Here is a 17,869-nt window from a genome sequence, read left to right as displayed (position 1 = left end):
GGGTGGGGCCTGGTGTCAGCGGCGCGCGGTCACGCGGCGGCGGGCAGCGCGTCCAACAACTCGGGGTCGTAGACGGTCGGTTCGTGGCCGTGGCTGTAGGCGTCGGTGCGGGCGTCGCTCTCGAACGCGGCCAGTGCTTCGGCCTCGGCGGCTTCGTAGTCGGCGGCCTCCACCACGAAGCGGAAGGTCTCGGTGTTGTCGATGTAGACGGCGAAGCGGGGCACGGTGCTCTCCTGGGGGTGGCGGGGGTGGGGACTGGGCCCGGCCGGCGTCGGGGCGCCCCCGAGGCCGGCCGGGGGTGGGGCCTGGTGTCAGCGGCCCTCGTAGGAGATCCACCAGTCCGTGCCGCCGGTCTCGTAGGCGAACCAGGCTGCGGCGTCGGCCGGGTCGCCGACTGCTTCGGCGTGGGCGTTGAACCCGGCCCGGCTGAGCTTCCAGCCGGTCCGCCTGCTGGCGTCCAGTGCGCCCTTGCCGTAGGCCCGGCTGTCGCTGGTCCACTCGGGCTGGTCGGCCGGGGTGTTCTCCCACCCCCGTGCCTCCTGGGCCACGGGCAGCCACGCCACGCGGACTGTTCGGCCGGGCCGGGGCCACTCGACCGTGACGGCTCCACCCGGGCCGGGGGTGACGGTCGCGCCGTGGTGGGTGGAGTGCCGGGCGAGACGCTGGGCCAGGGTGTCCGGTGTGGTGGACGGGGACTCGTCGGCGGTGGCGTAGGCGAGCACGCCGTGAGCGCTGGCGTGGTCGCGGAGCTGGGCCGCAAGAGCGTCGTAGGTGTCGCGGGTGTTCACGGTGGCGCTGTTCCTTCGGTGGTGCGGGAGGGGGTGGGGCCTGGTGCCAGCGGCTCAGGACCCGGAGCAGGTCGACCAGGTCGGCCCGGAGGCCCGCGAGTTCTTCGCGCAGTGCGGCGTTCGCGGCGGTGACGGCTGCGACGCGGGCGCGCATCTCTTCCAGCTCGGCGGGGCCCATCTCGAAGCCGTCCGGGTCGGTCACGCCGGGACGCCGACGACGCTGCCGACGGGGTGGGCCCTGGTGTACTCGGCGCGGGCAGCGTGTCCGGCGCGGGTGGCTCGCCAGATGCCGGGCACGTGCCCGGGGGTGAGGTATCCGGCCTCGGCGAGTCGGGCGGTGGTGAGGCGGTCCGGGTCGGCGTGGTCGGCGCTGTGGCTGTCGTAGAAGGCCCAGGCGGTGAGCACCTTGAACTCTTCGCTGTCCAGCGGGCGGCCGGGGGTGGCGTGCTCCAGCTCGGCGATGAGCGCTTCGAGTTCGGCGGTCATCTTGAACAGCAGGTCTCGGCTGTGGAACGCGCGGTCGTTGTCGATCTCGTCCCAGTCGTCCATGTCCTTGTCGTCGGCGGGCTGGTCGAAGAAGCACGCGGGGTCGTAGGAGGGGACGTTCTCCACGAACACGTCTTCCCAACCCGCTTCGTGGTCATGGACGCGGTCAACGAGGGCTTGCAGACGGGCGGGGGTGGTGTTCACGGTGGCGCTGTTCCTTCGGTGGTGCGGGGTGAGGGGTGGTGCCTGTGCCCCGGGCGGGGTGGGGCCTGGTGTCAGCAGTCGTGGCCGCTGAGCCGGTTGTCCGCCGCGCAGATCAGCTCTCCGAGCTGCTGGCCGAACTGTTCGGGGGCCGGGCGCTCGCAGGTGCTGCACACGGTCTCGGCGTACTCCAGGTCCAGGCCCATGACGGACAGGGCCGGGGGCAGCGCGCCGTGCGGGTGGACGACCCGCAGGAACACGGGGGCGGTGATCACGAGGGTTCCGCCGCACGGGCAGTGCAGGGCCGGGGTGGTGGTGGTCATGGCGCTGTTCCTTCGGGAGGGGGTGGGGCCTGGTGCCAGAGCGGCCACGGCGGGGGCCGGAGAGTCCGGCCGCCACCGAGGCGGCTCAGACCTCCATGCCGGTGAGCGCGCCGTCCCACGGGCAAATGGCGTCGGTGATCAGCCGGTCCATCTCGATCGACGCGCCCCGCCCGCACTCGGCACAGCTGACCGTGGACGACTCGACACCGACCCCGTACACGTCCAGGACGGGGGTTCCGCCCGGACCTCGGCGGACGTTGAACCACAGGGGGGCGGCGGCTTCGAGCCTCCCGCCGCAGTAGACACACGGGAACTCGTCCGTGGCGGCGCGGTCGTAGTCCGCGACGATCTCGGTGAACTGCTGGGCAACGGCGGTGGACTTGATCAGGTCAACGGGCATGGCTGTGCCTCCGTGGTGACGGTCGGGGTGAGGGGGTGGGGTCTGGTGCCTGTGCACCCTTGGCGGAGGCCCGACGGACGGGCCGGGCCGCCACCAGGGGCGCACAGCTCAGACGGAGCGGAAGACGTGCCCGCTGCTGGCGTGGAAGTAGTCGCACTGCCAAGCGATCATGTCCAGGGTCGGACGCCATCCCCGGCAACCCTCCATCGCGGCGCGGTACTCGGTGTCCGTCTCCATCAGCTGGTCGTGGGCGAAGTCCTCCAGGTCGGCCCACTCACCGCAGTACGCGTCTTCGAACGTCTCGACGGCGTACTCGGCATTGCCGACGTGCGCGGCGTAGGCGGTGAGGGCTTCCAGTTCGGCGACGATTCCGGCGTCTTCGGCAAGGGCGGTCAGGTACTCGGCGGTACGGCTCACGGTGGTGTCTTCCTGGGGTCGGTGCGGTGGCGCGGGGTGGCGGCGGTCAGACGCTGTCGGGGGCGTCGAACAGCTCGCTGATCAGCAGGTCCAGGGGTTCCCCCTCGGCGCGCATGTCGTGGAAGGCGTCGAACAGCGCGCCCACGTTGTCCGGGTGGTCCATGCCGAGCTTGGCCAGGTTGGGCCAGTAGCCGGACAGTCGGATCATGTCGGTGCGGGTCATGGTGGTGCTTCCGTTCTGTGGTGCGGGAGTTGGGAGGGGGTGGGGCCTGGTGCCTACGCGGCCCGGCCGTACACGGCGCGGTATCCCGCGCGGGAGCCCCGGACGATGGCGCGCACGTCCTCGCGGTACGCGGCCCCCTGCTGGGTGGCGTAGCCGTCCAGGTACGGGGTCAGGACGGCGGCCAGCGGCTCACCGAAACCGCGCACGTCGTAGGCCCGCCACGGTGCGGCCCCGGGGATCGGCACGGCTGTGATCGTTTCCGGGCGCGACTCTTCGAGTGCGCAGTCACGGCACAGCGGCTCACCGCTGCGGGCGGTCATCACGGTCAGCCACTCGTCACAGTCGGAGCACTGCGTGTACCCCATGCCGGACAGGGCTTCCTCCACCATGTCCATGGTGATGCAACCGAGTTGGGGGCAGGACAGTTCGCGCAGGACGTCCGCGCCGTCGACCCCGTCGGGGAGGGTGAGGGGTGAGCCTTCCACCTCTTCGACCATGGCTTGCCACTCGCGTTCGCTGTGGTCCGACTCGTCCAAGATCGGGTATCCGTGGAGTGCTCCGGTGATCCGCTCGGCGAGCCGTACGGCGGTGGGGTCGTCGGCGTCGTACATGATCCATCCGGTGTCGTCCCACCGGCCGCCGATCGGCCCGCATTCCTCCGTGAACATGCGCTTGGCCGCTTCGTAGTTGGACGCTGCGAGCACCTGTTCCGCTTCGGTGGCGTACCAGTGGTCCCCGTCCTCCAGGAACCCGGAGACGTCCATCACGATGGCTATCCGGGCCCAGTCGTGGGCGGCGCACTCGGTGATCAGGTTCTGTGCGGTGTCGTAGCTGCTGCCGAACTTGTCCACGGCGTCGGCGAGTTCGGGGGCGAGAGTGGCGTTCATCGGGCGTTCCTTGCGGTGGTGCGGGGGTGGTCAGTTGGTGGTGGCGAGCCAGTCACAGGCGTACGCGCTGCCCTGGTCGCAGGCGTCTTGCATGCCGGTCGCCCACCCGTCGTTGAAGGCGGCGGTGTACGCGTCCTCGCTGGCCGGATCGGAGCCCGCGAGCGACCACGAGCCGTCCTCCCAGAAGGTCACCGACCGTCCGGCCAGGGCCATGCCCCGCGAGCCCGCTAGGGCCGCTTCGCAGGCTTCGTGACCCCGTCCGCAGGCGTCGGCCACGGTCTGGCCCTCACCGAGCACGGCATGGACGTCGTCGGCGGTGATGCTGGGGGGTGCGGGGGTCGGGTGGTGGCCAACTGCCCACCCACCGAACGCGGTTGCGGTGGCCAGGGTGAGGGTCGCCAGGGTGCGGCGCAGGTTCACGGGACCTCTCCGGGTGTTGAGTCGGGGCGGTAAACGTCAGGCGTTGCGGTCGCGGTCGTAGGCGTTGACCGGGGCCGGGGCGGACGCCCTCCGGGCCTTGCGGGCAAGCCACCGGAGTCCGTGCGCCGTAAGGCCGGTGAGGATGCCCGCCGCGATGCCCCCGCCCCAGTTGCCGGTCTGCCACGGGGCACCGGCCAGGACCATGGCCAGGGCCAGGGCGGCGGGGGTGATGTGGTTACGCATCGTGATCTCGTTTCGCTCGGTCGGTCGCTTGCAGGACCAACACTGCCCGACCATCACAGCGGATGTCCAACGTGAACTGCGTGACCTGCATCACATATAGCGAAGTGCTCGATCTCGCCAAGGTGGAAGACGCGCGCTCACGCGAAGCGAAGCCAATTCCCGTACAGCACAAGGACTTTGGCGGTGTCGTGGCGGCGGTTCGGCGGTCGTGACGGGGCACCCCGGGGGGTGCCTCCCGCGCGCGTTCCTTCTATGCCCGGAGCGTCATAGCAGTCGAGATCCGATACGAACGCCGGCCGACCCCTTCTTCTGGATCATCTACGCAGCGTGACCAGCAGTGATGTACTCAATGCCACGCACTGACCACGGAGAGTGAGGCCGCGGGCGTCGGCGGTGTTAACCGTGGCGACTTAATACATGTGGAGGCCGCTCCGCGCGCGTGCGCGCAACCCGTTGCAGCGGCACCCCGGCCGGCCTCCTCCCGTAGCCCCGCCAGGGCACCGCTCCCCTTCCGGACCTCTCTCCCCGGTCGTGGTCGAGCACCTGGCGGGGCCCTGCGCTTCAAGGAGGCTTCCGTGGCCGCGAGTTCGCGCCGGACGACCCCGCTTCCCCCGCACTGGGCCCGCCTTCGCCGCACGGTGATGAACCGCGACGCCTGGCGCTGCCAGCACGTCCGGTACGACACCGGGGAGCTGTGCGGCGAGCCCGCGCGCCACTGCGACCACATCGTCCCCGCCTCCGAAGGCGGCCCCGACACCCCAGCCAACTTGCGGGCCCTGTGCGACTGGCACGTCCTGCGCAAGGACGCGGCCGACGCCGGCCGAGCCCGCCGAAGGGCCGCCACGGACCGCTGGCAGCCCGCCCGAACCCGCCGACGCCACCCCGGGGAGGTCCGTTGAACGTCGACCCGACCGAGAAGGACGCGGCGAAGATCCGCGCCGCGCTGGTCGAGCTGTACGAGACCGAGTTGGACTTGGAGCCGACCGACCTCGCGCTGATCGACATCGCCGCGCCGATGCTCGCCCGCGCCGCCCAGCTCGACGCCGTGGTGCGCCGCGAAGGCCAGATGATCGAGGGCGGCAACCGCAAGGACATGATGGTCCTGCACCCCGGCATCGCGCAGGCCCAGCTCAACCGCACGCAGGCCGCCGGCCACCTCGCCCGAATCCGCGGTGAGGGCGACGGGCCGAAGCGGGGCCACAACGCCCGCGACGCCGTGGGCGCCCGCTGGGGCAACCGAGTCTGAGAGGAGCCCGCCGTGGCACGCCGCAAGGCAGCACGGGCCGCTGGCCCCTCGGACGAGTCCCTGCGCATCGCGCGGACCATCACCTACTACCAGACCTGCCTGGACGCCGCCGTGCCGCACGAGACGGCCCGGGAGCTGTGGGCCCACGACATGAACCGACCCTTCGCGGCCGGTGAGCACGTCTCCGCCGCGATGGCCCGCGCCCTGGAGCTGCGCGCCCGCCAGGAGGCAGCCCAGCCGTAGGAGGTGGCCGTCCTGACCATCACCTACGAGCCGGTGCGCACGCTCGCGGACACCGTCCCGCACCCGCACCGAACCCTCGCGGGCGAGCTGCTGCGCTGGTCGGCGCACGCCTTCCGGCCAGACTGGAAGTACACCCCGGAGCAGTGCCGCATCCTCGCCCGCTGGTACGAGCTGCGCGAGGACGCCGTGCCGGAGGACCCGAACGACCCCGAGACCTGGGGTCGCGCCTTCCGCTGGGAGTCCGGCACCCTGCGCCGCCTGAAGGGCTGGGGCAAGGACCCGAAGATGGCGTCCGTGGCCGCGATGGAGTTCGTCGGCCCGTGCCGCCTGGTGGGCTTCCGGCCCGACGGCTCGCCGATCGGCGGCCCGCCGCAAGAGGCGTGGGTGCAGATCTTCGCCACCGCCGCCGGCCAGAACGTCAACACCATGTCGGCGCTGAGCACGATCTTCAGCCAGGCCGCCATCGACCGGTACGCGATCAAGCTCGGCCAAGAGGTCTGCTACGCCAGCCAAGCCGACACCGACGGCCGTCAGTGCCGCCTGGAGGCCAAGGCATCCAGCTTCCGCGCCGCCGAGGGTGGGCGGCCGAGCTTCGCCCTGCTGAACGAGACCTGGCACTGGGTGGAGGGCAACCACGGCCCCCGCCTGGCGGCCACGATCCGCCCGAACGCGACGAAGGTGTCGGGCAGGACGATGGAGATCACCAACGCCCCCGTGATCGGGGAGGACAGTGTCGCCGAAGGCACCTGGTACGCCTTCCAGAAGCAGCGCGACGGGGTCAACCGCGACGCCGGTATCTACTACGACAGCGTGGAGGCCCCGGCCGGGGTCGACCTCGCCGACGAGGACCAGCTGCGCGCCGCGATCCTGTGCGCCCGGGGCGACTCGGTGTGGATCAACCCCGACCGCGTGATGAAGGACATCTGGTCCGCCAGCACCAGCGAGGACGAGTCCCGCCGCAAGTACCTCAACCAGCTCAGCTCACACGATGACGCGCTGGTCGACCGGGACACCTGGGACCTCGCCACGATCGAGCCGGCCGACGGCATCAAGCCGGGCGAGCGGATCGTGCTCGCCTTCGACGGCGGCAAGACCGATGACTCAACTGGCCTTCTTGCTATGCGAGTTCGGGACAAGCTCGTCCAGAAGATCGCGCTGTGGGAGAAGCCGGACGGCCCGGCCGGAAAGAACTGGGAGGTCGACGGCCAGGAGGTCAACGACATGGTGGCCCACGTCTTCCGGAAGTACACCGTGGTTGGCTTCTTCGCCGACGTCGCCGGGTGGGAGTCCTACGTCGCCGACTGGTCGGAGAAGTACGGAAAGCACCTGCTGATCAAGGCCAGCGGGAAGTCGACGGTGGGCTTCGACATGCGCGCCAACCAGCGCGAGATCACCACCGAGCACATGGCCATGGTGGGCGCGATCGAGACGGTGGCCCTGCCGCACGTCCGGGACTACTCGCTGACCCGCCACGCGCTGAACGCGCGCAAGCGCCCGAACCAGTACGGCATCGGCTTCGGCAAGGAAAGCCGCGAGTCGAAGCTGAAGGTCGACCTGTACGCCTGCATGGTGATCGCCTGGATCGCCCACCGCCGCCTCACCGAGAGCGGCAAGCTCAAGCCCCAGAAGCAGCCCGGAACGCTACAGACCCGAGGAGGGTTCTGATGTCCCTCCCCGTCGTGATCAAGCGTGCCCGGCACGCGAAGGGCCTGATCGACCGCGACTACGACCGGCTCAACCTGGTCGACCGCTACGCGCGCGGCGCACACCGCGCTCCGTGGATGCCGGCCAAGGCGAACGCGGAGTTCAAGGACCTGGTGAAGCGCTCGATCGTCAACGTCTCCTCCCTCGCGGTGGAGGCCCCGCTGAACGCACTGCGCGTCTCCGGCTTCCGCAAGCCGGGCAGCGGTGAGAACGCCTACGAGTGGAAGTACTGGCAGAAGAACCGGCTGGACGAGCGGCAGAACGCCGTCCACCGCGCCGCGCTCACCAGCGGGGCCGCGTACGTCGTGGTCACCCCCGACCCCCGCAAGGGCCGCCGCGAGCCGCTGATCCGCGCCTACGACGCGATCAGCACCGTGGCCGTCTACGCCGACCCGGCCTGGGACGAGCACCCGCTGTTCGCGCTGCACGTGCCCGAACAGCAGCCGGACGAGGACCGCACCGTGGGCTTCCTGTGGGACGACGTGGCGAAGTACACCGTCGACCTGGACGCCGAACCCGAATCCGCGGTGCTCGCCTCCGAGCCGCACGGCATGGGCCTGTGCCCGGTGGTGCGGTTCTCCCCGGCGGTGGACCTCCGGGGCCGCAGCCGCAGCCTGGTCGAGCCGCTGATCACCCCGCAGGACCGCCTGAACCAGCAGACGCTGTCCCTGCTGCTCACCGAGCACTGGGGTGCCCACGCGATCCGCTGGGCCTCGGGCCTGGCCCCGTCCGAGCGCCTGGACCCGGAGACCGGTGACCCGCTGCGCGACGCGGAGACCGGCGAGCCGGTGTACGACGTGCCCTCGCTGGACCCGTCCACGCTGCTGATGGCGCCCAACTCGGACGCCCGCTTCGGGCAGCTTCCGACGATGCCGACGGGCGACCTGCTGGCCTCCCGCCGCCAGACCGTCGAGGAGATCATGGGCCTGGCGGACGTGCCGCCGCACTACCTCGCCGGGTCGAACCTGGTGAACCTGAGCGCGGACGCCCTGGCCGCCGCCGAGACCTCGTTCAAGCGGTTCCTCTCGACCCTCCAGGACTCGCTGGGCGAGTCGTGGGAGTCGGTGTTCCGGCTGTGCGCGCTCGCGGCCGGCCGGGGCGAAGTCGAGCAGGACGAGAGTCAGGTCGAGTGGGCCGAGAAGGCAACCCGATCCCTCGCCCAGGCCGCCGACGCGATGGTCAAGCTCATGCAGCAGGGCGTCCCGCTCAGCGTGGCACTGCGCAAGGTGCCCGGCTTCAGCCAGGCCGATATTGACGAGGCGGTGAAGGCCGCCGAGGAAGCCGCCCGCAAGGCGGAGCAGGCAGAGGCCGAGGCCCTGAAGCAGCAGAAGGAGGCGACGGCCGGTGGCGTGGACTCCGAGAACCACCGAGATCCTGCGGGCGGTGGCCGCGTACCAGCTCGCGCAGCAGGCGCTCGCCGCTGAGTTCGCCGCCCGCTGGGCCGAGGCCCTGGCCGCCGTCGAGGCCCGCGAGCTCGCGGGCGCGCTGACTGAGCTGGAAGCCCAGTACACGGCGGCGGTCCGCGAATCCGCGGCCGTCTCCCGGACGCTCTCCGTCGCCTTCTACCGGCTGGTGCGCGCGCTGGAGACCGGCCGCGTGATCGGCGGCCCCGGCTACCGCCCGGGGGCCTCGCTCGGCTCCCTGTGGGCCGACTTCAACCGCGCCACGGGCAAGCGGACCGGCACCGGGCCCCGCGAGGTGCTGCCGGTGGACACCCGCAACCCCTTCCCCGCCGAAGACCTCGCCCGCGAAGCCCGCAGGGCTGAAGAAACGTTCCGCCACCAGGTCGCCGACCGCGTCGAGAAGCACGAGCGCGAGCGCCCGGCCCGCGAGGGCTCGGCGGCGCTGGACGACGCCGAACTCGTGGCCTGGGAGCGCGAGTTCCTGGAGTCGCTGAAGACCGGCAGCACCGGGGCGGGCGGGATGCTCGTCCAGGACGGTGGCCGTGACGCGATCCACGCCGCGCTCCAGGACGACCCGGGGGCGATCGGCTACTTCCGCGTGACCGACGCGAGCCCCTGCTACTTCTGCGCGCTCATGGCAGGCCGAGGCGCGGTCTACAAGTCCCGCCGCACCGCCGCGTTCGGCGCGCACCCGCACTGCCACTGCCAGGCCGCCCCGATCTTCTCCCGCCGCTACCAACTCCCCTCCGAGAACACGAAGTTCTCCCGGATGTGGCGCGACTTCGGGGGCGGGTCGCTGGCCGACTGGCGCACCTACTACAGCACGACCACGAAGACCTAGGAGAGAAGTGCCCCAGACCCCGACGCCCGAGACCCCGACCCCGGCCGAGGCGATCCCCGGCGGCGTGGTGAACCCGGCCACCCCGCCGGCCACCCCCGAGCAGCCCGAGGCCCCGGCTCCGGAGGGCGAGCCGACCCCGGCCGCCCCGGTGCCAGCCGAGCCGGACTACAAGGCGCTGTACGAGAAGATCCAGGCCGACCTGGACGCCACCCGCGAGCGCTCCACCGAGGCCGGGGTCGAGGCGGACGAGCTGCGTGCGCAGGTGGCCCAGCTCCAGGAGCAGGCCCTTCGGGACCGGATCGCCGCCGAGTACGCCCTTCCGCCGGTCCTGGCGGCCCTGGTCCAGGGCGGTGACGAGGACACTGTCCGCAAGCACGCCGAGGCCCTGGCCGCCGTCGCCGCGCCGAAGCCGCTGCTGGGCGCGGGCGGCCTGACGCCGCACGCCGAGCCCGACCCGTACAAGGGCCTCGCCGAGAAGCTGCGCCAGCGCCGCTACGGCATCTGAGACCCGCACCACTCCCTCCCCGCCCCTGAGACCGCCCTACCCCGGGGCGGTCCTCCGTCACCCCGAGGAACAGCGCCATCAGCACCAACCCCGCACGTGCCAACGCATTCCAGAACCCGGACAAGCTCGTCGCCCAGGCCATCGCCAACCTGAAGGACTCCGTGGTCCTGGCGAACATGTTCGACCGACGCCCGGCCGAGCAGTTCGTCAACGCGACCGGTCAGGTCATCTCGATCCGCCGCCCCGCCCGCCTGAAGGGTGCCGAGGAGGCGATCGACACCAAGCGCGCCTTCAACGACACCGCCACCTGGATCAAGTCGGAGACCCTGAACGAGGGCCTTCTCGAAGTCCGCATGGACACCCACGCCTATTCCGCGGTGGACCTGAGCGACGCGGAACTGTCGCTCGACCTCCTGAGCTTCGGCGAGCAGGTCATGGTGCCGCAGGTCGACACCATCACCGAGCGCCTGGAGCGCAAGGTCGCCACCGCGATGAACCAGTTCCCGGACGTCGCCACCTCCGCGAAGATCCCGGTCGACCTCACCAAGGCCACGTCCGACGAGGCGGCCGGCCAGATGATCCGCAAGGCCCTCGCCCGCCTGCGCGTCCAGCTCAATCGGGAGAACGTCCCCGCCGAGGGCCGCGTCGCGGTGCTGGGCTCCGAGGCCGCGTTCTACCTGCTGAACTCCTCCTCCATCCTCAACGCCGCCGAGCACGCCGACGGCGGCGCGGCCCTGAAGGAGAGCACCCTCGGTCGGGTCCACGGCTTCCGCCTGGTGGAGTCCACCAGCGACACCCTGAGCCCGATGGGCGTCTACGCCTTCCACCGCTCCGCGATCCAGCTCGTCTCCGGCGCACCGTCCGTCCCGGAGTCCGCGAAGGGCGGCCGGAGCAACGCCGACGGCTTCTCCCTGCGCTGGATCAAGGACTACAACTCCGGCGCGGCGATGGAGCGTTCGTTCCTCAGCTCGTACTGGGGCGCCACCCTGGTCACCGACCTGAAGAAGGGCGAGACCGACTGGTCGAAGCCCGCCAACATCGTCAAGGTGCGCGGCATCCGCGTGACCTTCACCGGCGAGCCGAAGCTCGCCCTGGCCGCGTGAGCGGTGCCGGGCTGACGGTCGCCGCGCTGTTCGCCCGGCTCGGCCGGCCCGCCCCCGAGCCCGGTACGCCGGACTGGGAGCGGGCCAGCGCCGCGATCGAAGACGCGTTCTGGGTGATCCGCGCGCAGGGCCACCCCGCCTGGTCGCCCGAGCGGCACCCCCCGGTGATCCGCACCCTGGCCCTGGCCGTCGCCGACCGCCGCTTCCGCAACCCGGAGTCCTACGTGCAGGAACAGGCCGGAGAGGTGTCCTACCGCATGGCGGACGGCTCCCCGGTCGGCCTGGCCCTCACCCGGGGCGAGGTCGCGTTGATCGAGCGGGTGGCAGGCCGCGGTGGCCTGAAGTCCGTGCAGGGTCAGCGTTCCGTGCTGTCCCGGGGCCTTCGCACCGGCTACCCGTTCCCTGACCCCGAAGACTCCTGGGGGCCGGTGTGAGCCTGCTGGAACGCGGCCGTACCCGGGTGACCGTCCACACCGTCCGTTACGTCGATGACGGCTACGGCGACCGTCGGCCGGCACCCGGCCCAAGCAGCACCTACTCCGCGTGGGTCGCCCCCGTCGGCGACGCCGCAGGCTGGCGCGCCCCCGTCGGTGCTCAGGTCGGCTGGTCCCCGCCCGTCCGCCGCAAGATCGTCTTCCCGCCCGGCGTGCTGGTCGACAAGTGGTCCTCACTGACCTTCGAGGACGACGGCGACCCCGGCACGCACTGGGCGGTGGTCGACGCCCCCCGCTCCCACCACGGCGCGTCCGACCGGATGCGCTTCGTCACCGTGATCGTGGAAGGGGGTGGCCAGAGTGGCTGACCTCCGGCCCGACCTGGACGCGGTGGTCGCCGGGCTCCCCGGCGTGATGGGCGCCCTGAAGCTGGAGGCGGAGGAACGCGCCGCCCGGGTCGTGGCGAAGGCCGCGCTGCACGTCGACACCGGAGAGTTCATCGCCGGGATCAAGGTGCGCCGCCACGCCAAGGGGTACGCGATCGTGAACGTGGACCCGCTGGCCGCCCACAAGAACTGGGGCGGCTGGAACGAGCGGGCCGGGCGCGACGTGGACGGCATCCACGCGATGGAGGCCGCCCTGTGGTGACCCGCGAGCCGTACCTGATGCCCGACTCCGAGCGCATCGTCCTGGAGGCCCTGCGCACCGTGCTCCCGGAGCACCGCTGCGCGGTCTACCTGCCCACCGACTGGCAGCTCTCGCTGCGCAAGACGGGCGGCCTGGTGATCGCCCGTCGCGTCGGCGGCGTGATGAAGGACAAGCGCTACGTGGACGAGGGCATGTTCACCGTCCAGACCTACGCCACCACCCGCGCGGACGCCTCCCTGCTCGCCCGCCGGGCTCGCGCCGGCCTGGTCCGCCTGACCTTCGAGCAGTGGGGCAACACGGACGGCTACCTGTCCCGCTTCAGGGAGGCGACGGGGCCGTTCATGACGACCGACCCCATGACCGAGGCCCAGACGGATTTCTTCCGCTTCTCGGCCAACTACATGATCACTACGAGGCCCCGTTGAGGGCCGGAACGGACTCAGCTTGGCTGACGACCCCTCGGTCCTGGTACCGGGCACCGGATACATCTACGTCGCCCCGCCGGGCACCGCGCTGCCGGACCTGAGCAAGGCCGGGTTCGACCCGAAGGACTCGACCAAGTGGGGCCCGGAGGGTCTGACCTGGAAGTCCATCGGGAACACGAGCCTGGACAACGGGATCGAGATGAGCGTCGACGGCGACGAGCCCGAGGTGCTGGGGTCGTGGCAGAACAAGAGCCTGCGCACGACCGACCCGAGCAAGACGTACGCGGTGACGATCAACCTGTCCGACTTCACCGCCGAGTCCTACCGGCTGTACTACGGCACCGACAAGGGGCTCGACTCGAAGGGGATGTTCTCCATCCCGACCAGCCCCACCGCGCAGAACCGCGCGCTGATGGTCGCGGCCGTGGACGGCACCAAGGCCGTCGTGTGGCACTACCCGAAGACCAGCATCATCGGCGCGGACAGCGTGACCATGGACCCTGCCGCGCTCGGCGAGATGCCCGTCAAGGCCACCGTCGTCGCCCTCAACCAGAGCACGCCGCTCGGCTCGGTCACCCCCGTGTTCGACCTGGCCGCCGGCCTGCACCCCGCTGCCTGACCCACCCCGCACCCCGCTAGGAGAGATCCACCCTGAGCACCACCCTGGACTTCGCCGACCTCGCCGCCGAGGCCGAGCGCAAGCACACCGGCAAGGGCCTGAAGTTCATCGCCAAGGACGGCAAGAAGGTCCGGCTGCGCCGGATCGAGGCCCTGCCCGGCGGCGACCTGAAGACCGCGCTGTCCCTGCTGGACCTGGTGCAGTCGAAGAAGGTCAGCAACGAGCGCCGCATCGAGGCGATGACGGGCCTGCTGGTCGCGGTCGCCTCCGACAAGAAGGCCATGCGCGCGAGCGTGGACGCGCTGCCGCTGGAGCAGACCATGACCGTGGTCGAGGCGTGGATGGAGCAGGCCGCGCCGGGGGAAGCGTCTGCCTGATCAGGCTGCTGGACAAGCACGGTGCGGAGATCACCGCAGACCTGCGCCGCTACTGCGGCGTGGACGTCCTGGACTGGTTCCGGGGTCGGCACTCCGCCCGTCTCGTCCTCGCCCTGATCGGGACGTTTCCCGACGACTCGGCGACGCTGGCCGCACTCCGCGGTGGCCGTGAGGCCCTGGGCTGGGACGCGGCGACGTACGTCCTGGCGGACCTGGTGGACGCCGTCCAGGCGCTCACCCACGTCCAGGTCGCCAAGGGCGCCAAGAACCCGCGCTCGGTCGAGCGGCCGAAGCCCTACCCCCGCCCGTACGCGAAGCGGGCCCGTCGGCAGGCCGCCACCAACCCCTTCGCCCAGGCCCTCCAGCGCGAGGTCGGCGAAGGCGGAGGCCCGGCCGTCGCCGAGCCTTCTTCCCCCCTTGCAGAAACGTTCCGCCTACCGGCGGCCGTGCTCGCGCGCTCCGCCGCGCCTGAGCGGCCGGCACCGGTCCGACTCACGTAGGAGGTGAGCCGATGGCCGGTCCCGGCGGCAAGGAGGCCGGGCGCGTGCACGTCCGCGTCCTGCCCGACACCGACGGCTTCCGCCAGCGCCTGAAGCAGTACCTGGAGATGCTGGAGAAGTACACCAAGCTCAAGGTCAAACTGGACCTTGACACCACCGGGGTCTCCGCCCGGCTGCGGGAGCTGACTCAGGACCGCACCACCCGGGTCAACGTCTTCGCCGACACGGCGGAGGCCGCTGCCCGGATCGCCGCGCTCACGCGAGAGCGACGAGTCCGCGTCCAGGCCGACGTCGATGCCGACACCGGCCCGGCCGAGGTCCAGATCCGGGCGTTCACCGGCCGCCGTTGGCGGCTGGGGATCAACGTCCACCTCGCCCGGGGTGGCTTCGAGCGGGTCAAGTCGGGCCTTGCCACCCTGGGGTCGGGGGTCGCGGACATCGGCCGCAACTTCGGCCGGCTCTTCACCCTCTCGATCGAGCAGACGGCCTCCGCCCTCCAGGGCATCGGGTCGGGCATCAGCTCGGCAGCACAGGGCGCGCTCGGGATGGCCGCCGGGTTCGCCCAGTCCGCCGCCGCCGCGCTGCCCCTGTTGGTGGCGGTCACCGCCATCTCCTCCTGGGTGACGGTGGTCGCCTCCGGGCTGGTCGCCGTCATCGCGCTGGCGGCGCTGCCGGTGCTGCCGATCGGCCTTGCGGCCATCGCGGCAGCGGGCGACATGAAGGCCCTCGGCAAGAAGGCCGAGGAGGCGATGCAGGCAGCGTCCGAGGCGCTGAAGCCTGCAACTGCCGCCATCCGCAACGAGTTTGGCGGCGCGGTCAAGGACGTCACGGCCTGGTTCCGCCAGGCCGAGCCGGTGATCAAGGCGTTCTTCGACGCCGGGGCGCAGTTCGTACGCCCCATGGTGAAGTCGATCACCGACTTCACGGACGTCCTCTTCCCGAAGTTGACGGCGGCGATGTCGTCGCCGGGGATGAAGGCGTTCACCGACGAGCTGCCGGTGGCGCTGGTCGGCATCGGAGCCGCCTTCGGCGACTTCTTCCTGACCCTGTCCAACGGGGGCGACCGGCTCAAGCTGATCTTGAGCCCGCTGGTCGGCGTCCTGGACGCCGTGCTCCAGGGGATGGCCTCCCTGGCGGTGCAGTTCTCACCCGAGATCGCCGCGTCGATCTCATGGTTCGCGGACACCCTGCGCCAGTTTTTCGACGTCTTCAAGGACAACGCGCAGGCCACGGCAATGCTGATGCGCACCGTCGACCTCGGGCTGCGCGCCCTGGTGCTGGCCTTCGGCGTCACGATGGCCGGCTGGGACGCGCTGGCGTCCGGTGCCGTGTGGGCCTGGCACGCCGTCCAGGCAGCCTGGGACGGGCTGACATCCGCCACGTCCGCAGCCTGGTCGAACGTGAAGTCGTGGACGTCGGAGACCTGGTCGTCCGTGCGTTCGTGGGTCTCGGACGCCGCGTCGTCGGCGGGCAACGCCGTCTCGGCCGGGTGGAGAAACGTTTCCTCTTGGACGTCGTCCACCTGGGGTTCCGTGACGTCGTGGACCTCGTCGTCCTGGGCGTCCGTGACGTCCACCGTGTCGTCGTCGGTCTCGTCGGCGGGCTCGGCCGTGGCCGCAGGCTGGCGGAACGTCACCTCCTGGACGTCGTCGGCGTGGAACTCCTGTGTCAGCACGGTGAGTTCGGCCTGGTCGAGTACGGCCAGCGCGGTGACGACTGGGATCGGCAACGTCGTCTCGCTGGTCGCCGGGCTGCCCGGAAAGATCCTGGGCGCGATCGGCGACCTGGGCTCGCTGCTCTACGACAAGGGCAAGTCGGCGATCCAAGGGCTGATCAACGGCATGAAGTCGATCAACGTCGGCAGCATCGCTTCGGGGATCGTCAGCAGCCTCAACCCGTTCAAGTCCGCCGCCCCTGCGGCTGCTCCGCGCTCCCTGATGGCCGCGCCGATGGCGCTCGCCGCCGTGCCGGTGGCCGCGTACGCGAGCCCGCTGGAGCAGGCCCTTCGGCCGGTCGCCTCCGGGCTGCGCTCGCTGGACTCCTACGGCTACGGCCAGCGCGCCGCCGCCGGTCTGCGCCACCCCGACACCGCGTCCAAGGACGCCGGCCGGGAGCGCTACGGCCCCGCCATCACCGTCAACGCCCGCACCAACGCGGACCCCCACGAGATCGGCAAGGCCATCGCGTGGGAGCTGAAGACCTCCGGGAGGTAGCACTATCGGGGCTCTCTCCCCACCGTTCATCTCGGATGTCACCGCCCACACCGCCCGCGTCTTCTTCACGAAGACGCCGGGCGCGTGGACGGACATCGAGACCACCAACATCCGTACGGGCAAGGCGCATTACGACGGCGAGGACCCCGAGTGGCCGGGCACCGCGCTGGTCGGCGACCGGGGCCCGCTGGCGGACGACCCGCCGCTGGAGCCGGACACCGAGTACCGGGTCCGCTACCACAGCACCGGCCCCGGCCTGGACCTCTGGTCGGAGCCGGTGGCGTTCCGCACGCTGCCGGACCTGCCGCCCCCGGCCCTGCCGGACACCGGCCGCCAGCCCAGCGCCCTCAACCCCTACACCGGCCAGCCCTGGACCGCGTCGTGGGGCGGGCTGCTGCTCGGTGAGGACTCCTCCGTCGTCCTGGAGGAGGTGGCCGGGCTGCTGGACGCACCCGACGTGCGCACCTCGGACGCCGAGCTGCTTCAGCGCGACGGCCTCACCCCGGGCACCGACTACATGGGCGCGCGCACCGTCACCCTGACGATGCTGGCCCTGGACGACCACGAGCTGCCCGAGCTGCTGGCCGCGACCGCCCCGGGCGGGCCGGAGAAGCCGTTCGAGTTCGCGTTCCCCGGGGTGGCCGGCGGGCGCGGACGGATCATGGCCCGGGTCCGCAAGCGGGCCGTCACCGTGGACAAGGAGTTCCACGCGGGACGCCGTCGCGTCACGGTCGAGCTGCTGGCCACCGACCCCCGCCTGTACTCGGCCGACGAGGCACGGGCGAAGGTGGCGGTGGCCGTCCCCCGGGGCGGCAGGCCCATCTTCCCGCTGACGTTCCCCTTCGACATGGGTAGCGGCCCCGCCGCGCGCTCCGCGCCGGACATCGACAACCGGGGCTCGGTCGACACCTGGCCGACGATCCGCCTCACCCCGGCCACCGGCGAGATCCGCGACCCGTCGCTGACCCTCGTCCACAACGGCGAGCGCCGCCGCTTCGCCTGCCGGGGACTGCGGGTCGGGCGCGGTGACGCGCTGGTCATCGACATGGCCCGCCGCCGCATCACCCTCAACGGCGCTTCGCGCTTCGGGCAGGTCGACCCCAGCTCCACCTGGTTCTCCGTCCCGCCCGGCGGAAGCACCGTGCAACTCGACGTATTGGAAGGCCCCGACGGGGTCACGGCGGACGTCTCGTGGCGCTCCGCCTGGATGTAAGGACCCC

28 protein-coding genes are annotated in these 17,869 nt (G+C 71.4%); 18 read left to right on the top strand and 10 right to left on the bottom strand.

From position 1 onward, the window contains the following. Nucleotides 1-29: 29 nt before the first annotated feature. The 10 genes from ADK60_RS38490 to ADK60_RS38450 all read right to left on the bottom strand — a co-directional run bounded on the left by ADK60_RS38490 (nt 30) and on the right by ADK60_RS38450 (nt 4,388). Nucleotides 30-224, bottom strand: a complete 195-nt coding sequence (locus ADK60_RS38490; RefSeq protein WP_053651539.1) for a hypothetical protein — start codon at nt 222-224, stop codon at nt 30-32. A gap of 87 nt (nt 225-311) precedes the next feature. Beyond that, complete coding sequence (locus ADK60_RS38485; RefSeq protein WP_053651537.1) at nt 312-788, bottom strand: hypothetical protein; 477 nt, start codon at nt 786-788, stop codon at nt 312-314. A gap of 198 nt (nt 789-986) precedes the next feature. Next, nucleotides 987-1,478, bottom strand: coding sequence for a hypothetical protein (locus ADK60_RS38480; RefSeq protein WP_159400759.1), 492 nt, complete (start codon nt 1,476-1,478; stop codon nt 987-989). 71 nt (nt 1,479-1,549) lie between these two features. Beyond that, nucleotides 1,550-1,798: a hypothetical protein gene (locus tag ADK60_RS38475; protein ID WP_053651533.1), complete on the bottom strand. Its 249-nt coding sequence runs from the start codon at nt 1,796-1,798 to the stop codon at nt 1,550-1,552. Nucleotides 1,799-1,883: 85 nt separating this feature from the next. Then, on the bottom strand, nt 1,884-2,198 hold the full coding sequence (locus ADK60_RS38470) for a hypothetical protein (RefSeq protein ID WP_053651530.1): 315 nt from the start codon (nt 2,196-2,198) through the stop codon (nt 1,884-1,886). A gap of 108 nt (nt 2,199-2,306) precedes the next feature. Then, on the bottom strand, nt 2,307-2,615 hold the full coding sequence (locus ADK60_RS38465) for an antirestriction protein ArdA (protein WP_053651528.1): 309 nt from the start codon (nt 2,613-2,615) through the stop codon (nt 2,307-2,309). Nucleotides 2,616-2,661: 46 nt separating this feature from the next. Further along, nucleotides 2,662-2,838, bottom strand: coding sequence for a hypothetical protein (locus ADK60_RS45450; protein WP_159400758.1), 177 nt, complete (start codon nt 2,836-2,838; stop codon nt 2,662-2,664). Nucleotides 2,839-2,891: 53 nt separating this feature from the next. After that, nucleotides 2,892-3,725: a hypothetical protein gene (locus ADK60_RS38460; protein ID WP_053651526.1), complete on the bottom strand. Its 834-nt coding sequence runs from the start codon at nt 3,723-3,725 to the stop codon at nt 2,892-2,894. Between the two features lie 30 nt (nt 3,726-3,755). Beyond that, the gene (locus ADK60_RS38455) at nt 3,756-4,145 is read right to left on the bottom strand and encodes a hypothetical protein (RefSeq protein ID WP_053651523.1); all 390 of its coding nucleotides are present in this window, start codon (nt 4,143-4,145) and stop codon (nt 3,756-3,758) included. Between the two features lie 36 nt (nt 4,146-4,181). After that, nucleotides 4,182-4,388 (bottom strand): hypothetical protein, encoded by a 207-nt coding sequence (locus ADK60_RS38450; protein ID WP_053651522.1) that lies wholly within the window; start codon nt 4,386-4,388, stop codon nt 4,182-4,184. Nucleotides 4,389-4,450: 62 nt separating this feature from the next. Between ADK60_RS38450 and ADK60_RS45445 the strand changes: the two genes are divergently transcribed. The 18 genes from ADK60_RS45445 (at nt 4,451) to ADK60_RS38365 (ending at nt 17,862) form a co-directional block, all read left to right on the top strand. Then, nucleotides 4,451-4,600, top strand: a complete 150-nt coding sequence (locus ADK60_RS45445; RefSeq protein WP_159400757.1) for a hypothetical protein — start codon at nt 4,451-4,453, stop codon at nt 4,598-4,600. Between the two features lie 363 nt (nt 4,601-4,963). Then, on the top strand, nt 4,964-5,287 hold the full coding sequence (locus tag ADK60_RS38445; protein WP_053651520.1) for an HNH endonuclease: 324 nt from the start codon (nt 4,964-4,966) through the stop codon (nt 5,285-5,287). After that, entirely contained in the window at nt 5,284-5,634 is a 351-nt protein-coding gene (locus ADK60_RS38440; RefSeq protein WP_053651518.1) for a hypothetical protein, read from the top strand. Before ADK60_RS38445 ends, ADK60_RS38440 begins: the two co-directional genes overlap by 4 nt. Nucleotides 5,635-5,646: 12 nt before the next feature. Beyond that, nucleotides 5,647-5,877: a hypothetical protein gene (locus ADK60_RS38435; RefSeq protein ID WP_053651516.1), complete on the top strand. Its 231-nt coding sequence runs from the start codon at nt 5,647-5,649 to the stop codon at nt 5,875-5,877. A gap of 3 nt (nt 5,878-5,880) precedes the next feature. Next, complete coding sequence (locus tag ADK60_RS38430; protein ID WP_053651514.1) at nt 5,881-7,542, top strand: hypothetical protein; 1,662 nt, start codon at nt 5,881-5,883, stop codon at nt 7,540-7,542. Further along, nucleotides 7,542-9,005: a phage portal protein gene (locus tag ADK60_RS38425; protein ID WP_053651511.1), complete on the top strand. Its 1,464-nt coding sequence runs from the start codon at nt 7,542-7,544 to the stop codon at nt 9,003-9,005. The genes ADK60_RS38430 and ADK60_RS38425 overlap by 1 nt, the downstream gene beginning before the upstream one ends. Beyond that, entirely contained in the window at nt 8,926-9,825 is a 900-nt protein-coding gene (locus ADK60_RS38420; protein WP_159400756.1) for a VG15 protein, read from the top strand. The genes ADK60_RS38425 and ADK60_RS38420 overlap by 80 nt, the downstream gene beginning before the upstream one ends. A gap of 7 nt (nt 9,826-9,832) precedes the next feature. Continuing rightward, nucleotides 9,833-10,330, top strand: a complete 498-nt coding sequence (locus ADK60_RS38415) for a hypothetical protein (RefSeq protein ID WP_053651507.1) — start codon at nt 9,833-9,835, stop codon at nt 10,328-10,330. A gap of 161 nt (nt 10,331-10,491) precedes the next feature. Continuing rightward, complete coding sequence (locus ADK60_RS38410; protein ID WP_053651506.1) at nt 10,492-11,433, top strand: major capsid protein; 942 nt, start codon at nt 10,492-10,494, stop codon at nt 11,431-11,433. Then, on the top strand, nt 11,430-11,867 hold the full coding sequence (locus ADK60_RS38405; RefSeq protein ID WP_053651504.1) for a hypothetical protein: 438 nt from the start codon (nt 11,430-11,432) through the stop codon (nt 11,865-11,867). Before ADK60_RS38410 ends, ADK60_RS38405 begins: the two co-directional genes overlap by 4 nt. Next, entirely contained in the window at nt 11,864-12,235 is a 372-nt protein-coding gene (locus ADK60_RS38400; RefSeq protein ID WP_053651502.1) for a hypothetical protein, read from the top strand. The genes ADK60_RS38405 and ADK60_RS38400 overlap by 4 nt, the downstream gene beginning before the upstream one ends. Further along, the gene (locus ADK60_RS38395; RefSeq protein WP_053651500.1) at nt 12,228-12,515 is read left to right on the top strand and encodes a DUF5403 family protein; all 288 of its coding nucleotides are present in this window, start codon (nt 12,228-12,230) and stop codon (nt 12,513-12,515) included. The genes ADK60_RS38400 and ADK60_RS38395 overlap by 8 nt, the downstream gene beginning before the upstream one ends. Then, nucleotides 12,512-12,940 (top strand): phage tail termination protein, encoded by a 429-nt coding sequence (locus ADK60_RS38390; protein WP_159400755.1) that lies wholly within the window; start codon nt 12,512-12,514, stop codon nt 12,938-12,940. Before ADK60_RS38395 ends, ADK60_RS38390 begins: the two co-directional genes overlap by 4 nt. A 19-nt stretch (nt 12,941-12,959) precedes the next feature. Beyond that, nucleotides 12,960-13,559, top strand: coding sequence for a phage tail tube protein (locus tag ADK60_RS38385; RefSeq protein WP_053651496.1), 600 nt, complete (start codon nt 12,960-12,962; stop codon nt 13,557-13,559). A 197-nt stretch (nt 13,560-13,756) separates the two neighbouring features. Continuing rightward, a complete protein-coding gene (locus ADK60_RS45440) occupies nt 13,757-13,936 on the top strand; it encodes a hypothetical protein (protein WP_159400754.1) in 180 nt (59 codons plus the stop codon). Next, entirely contained in the window at nt 13,897-14,436 is a 540-nt protein-coding gene (locus tag ADK60_RS38375) for a hypothetical protein (RefSeq protein ID WP_053651492.1), read from the top strand. The genes ADK60_RS45440 and ADK60_RS38375 overlap by 40 nt, the downstream gene beginning before the upstream one ends. 11 nt (nt 14,437-14,447) lie before the next feature. Continuing rightward, nucleotides 14,448-16,649 carry a hypothetical protein gene (locus tag ADK60_RS38370; RefSeq protein WP_053651490.1) on the top strand — a complete coding sequence of 734 codons (2,202 nt, stop codon included), beginning with the start codon at nt 14,448-14,450 and terminating at the stop codon, nt 16,647-16,649. A 277-nt stretch (nt 16,650-16,926) separates the two neighbouring features. Further along, complete coding sequence (locus tag ADK60_RS38365) at nt 16,927-17,862, top strand: phage distal tail protein (protein ID WP_053651488.1); 936 nt, start codon at nt 16,927-16,929, stop codon at nt 17,860-17,862. The last annotated feature ends 7 nt before the right edge of the window (nt 17,863-17,869 follow it).

This window comes from Streptomyces sp. XY431 (genome assembly GCF_001279805.1).
GTDB classification, from domain to species: domain Bacteria; phylum Actinomycetota; class Actinomycetes; order Streptomycetales; family Streptomycetaceae; genus Kitasatospora; species Kitasatospora purpeofusca.
The sequence above is the reverse complement of the archived record's forward strand: the minus strand, read 5'-3'. Positions and strand labels throughout refer to the sequence as shown.

Excerpts from the sequence above, each read along its gene's own strand:
- ADK60_RS38370 (WP_053651490.1), top strand. The coding sequence starts at position 14,448 with ATGGCCGGTCCCGGCGGCAAGGAGGCCGGGCGCGTGCACGTCCGCGTC.
- ADK60_RS38460 (WP_053651526.1), bottom strand. The coding sequence starts at position 3,725 with ATGAACGCCACTCTCGCCCCCGAACTCGCCGACGCCGTGGACAAGTTC.
- ADK60_RS38470 (WP_053651530.1), bottom strand. The coding sequence starts at position 2,198 with ATGCCCGTTGACCTGATCAAGTCCACCGCCGTTGCCCAGCAGTTCACC.
- ADK60_RS38425 (WP_053651511.1), top strand. The coding sequence starts at position 7,542 with ATGTCCCTCCCCGTCGTGATCAAGCGTGCCCGGCACGCGAAGGGCCTG.
- ADK60_RS45445 (WP_159400757.1), top strand. The coding sequence starts at position 4,451 with ATGTCCAACGTGAACTGCGTGACCTGCATCACATATAGCGAAGTGCTC.
- ADK60_RS45450 (WP_159400758.1), bottom strand. The coding sequence starts at position 2,838 with ATGACCCGCACCGACATGATCCGACTGTCCGGCTACTGGCCCAACCTG.
- ADK60_RS38475 (WP_053651533.1), bottom strand. The coding sequence starts at position 1,798 with ATGACCACCACCACCCCGGCCCTGCACTGCCCGTGCGGCGGAACCCTC.
- ADK60_RS38450 (WP_053651522.1), bottom strand. The coding sequence starts at position 4,388 with ATGCGTAACCACATCACCCCCGCCGCCCTGGCCCTGGCCATGGTCCTG.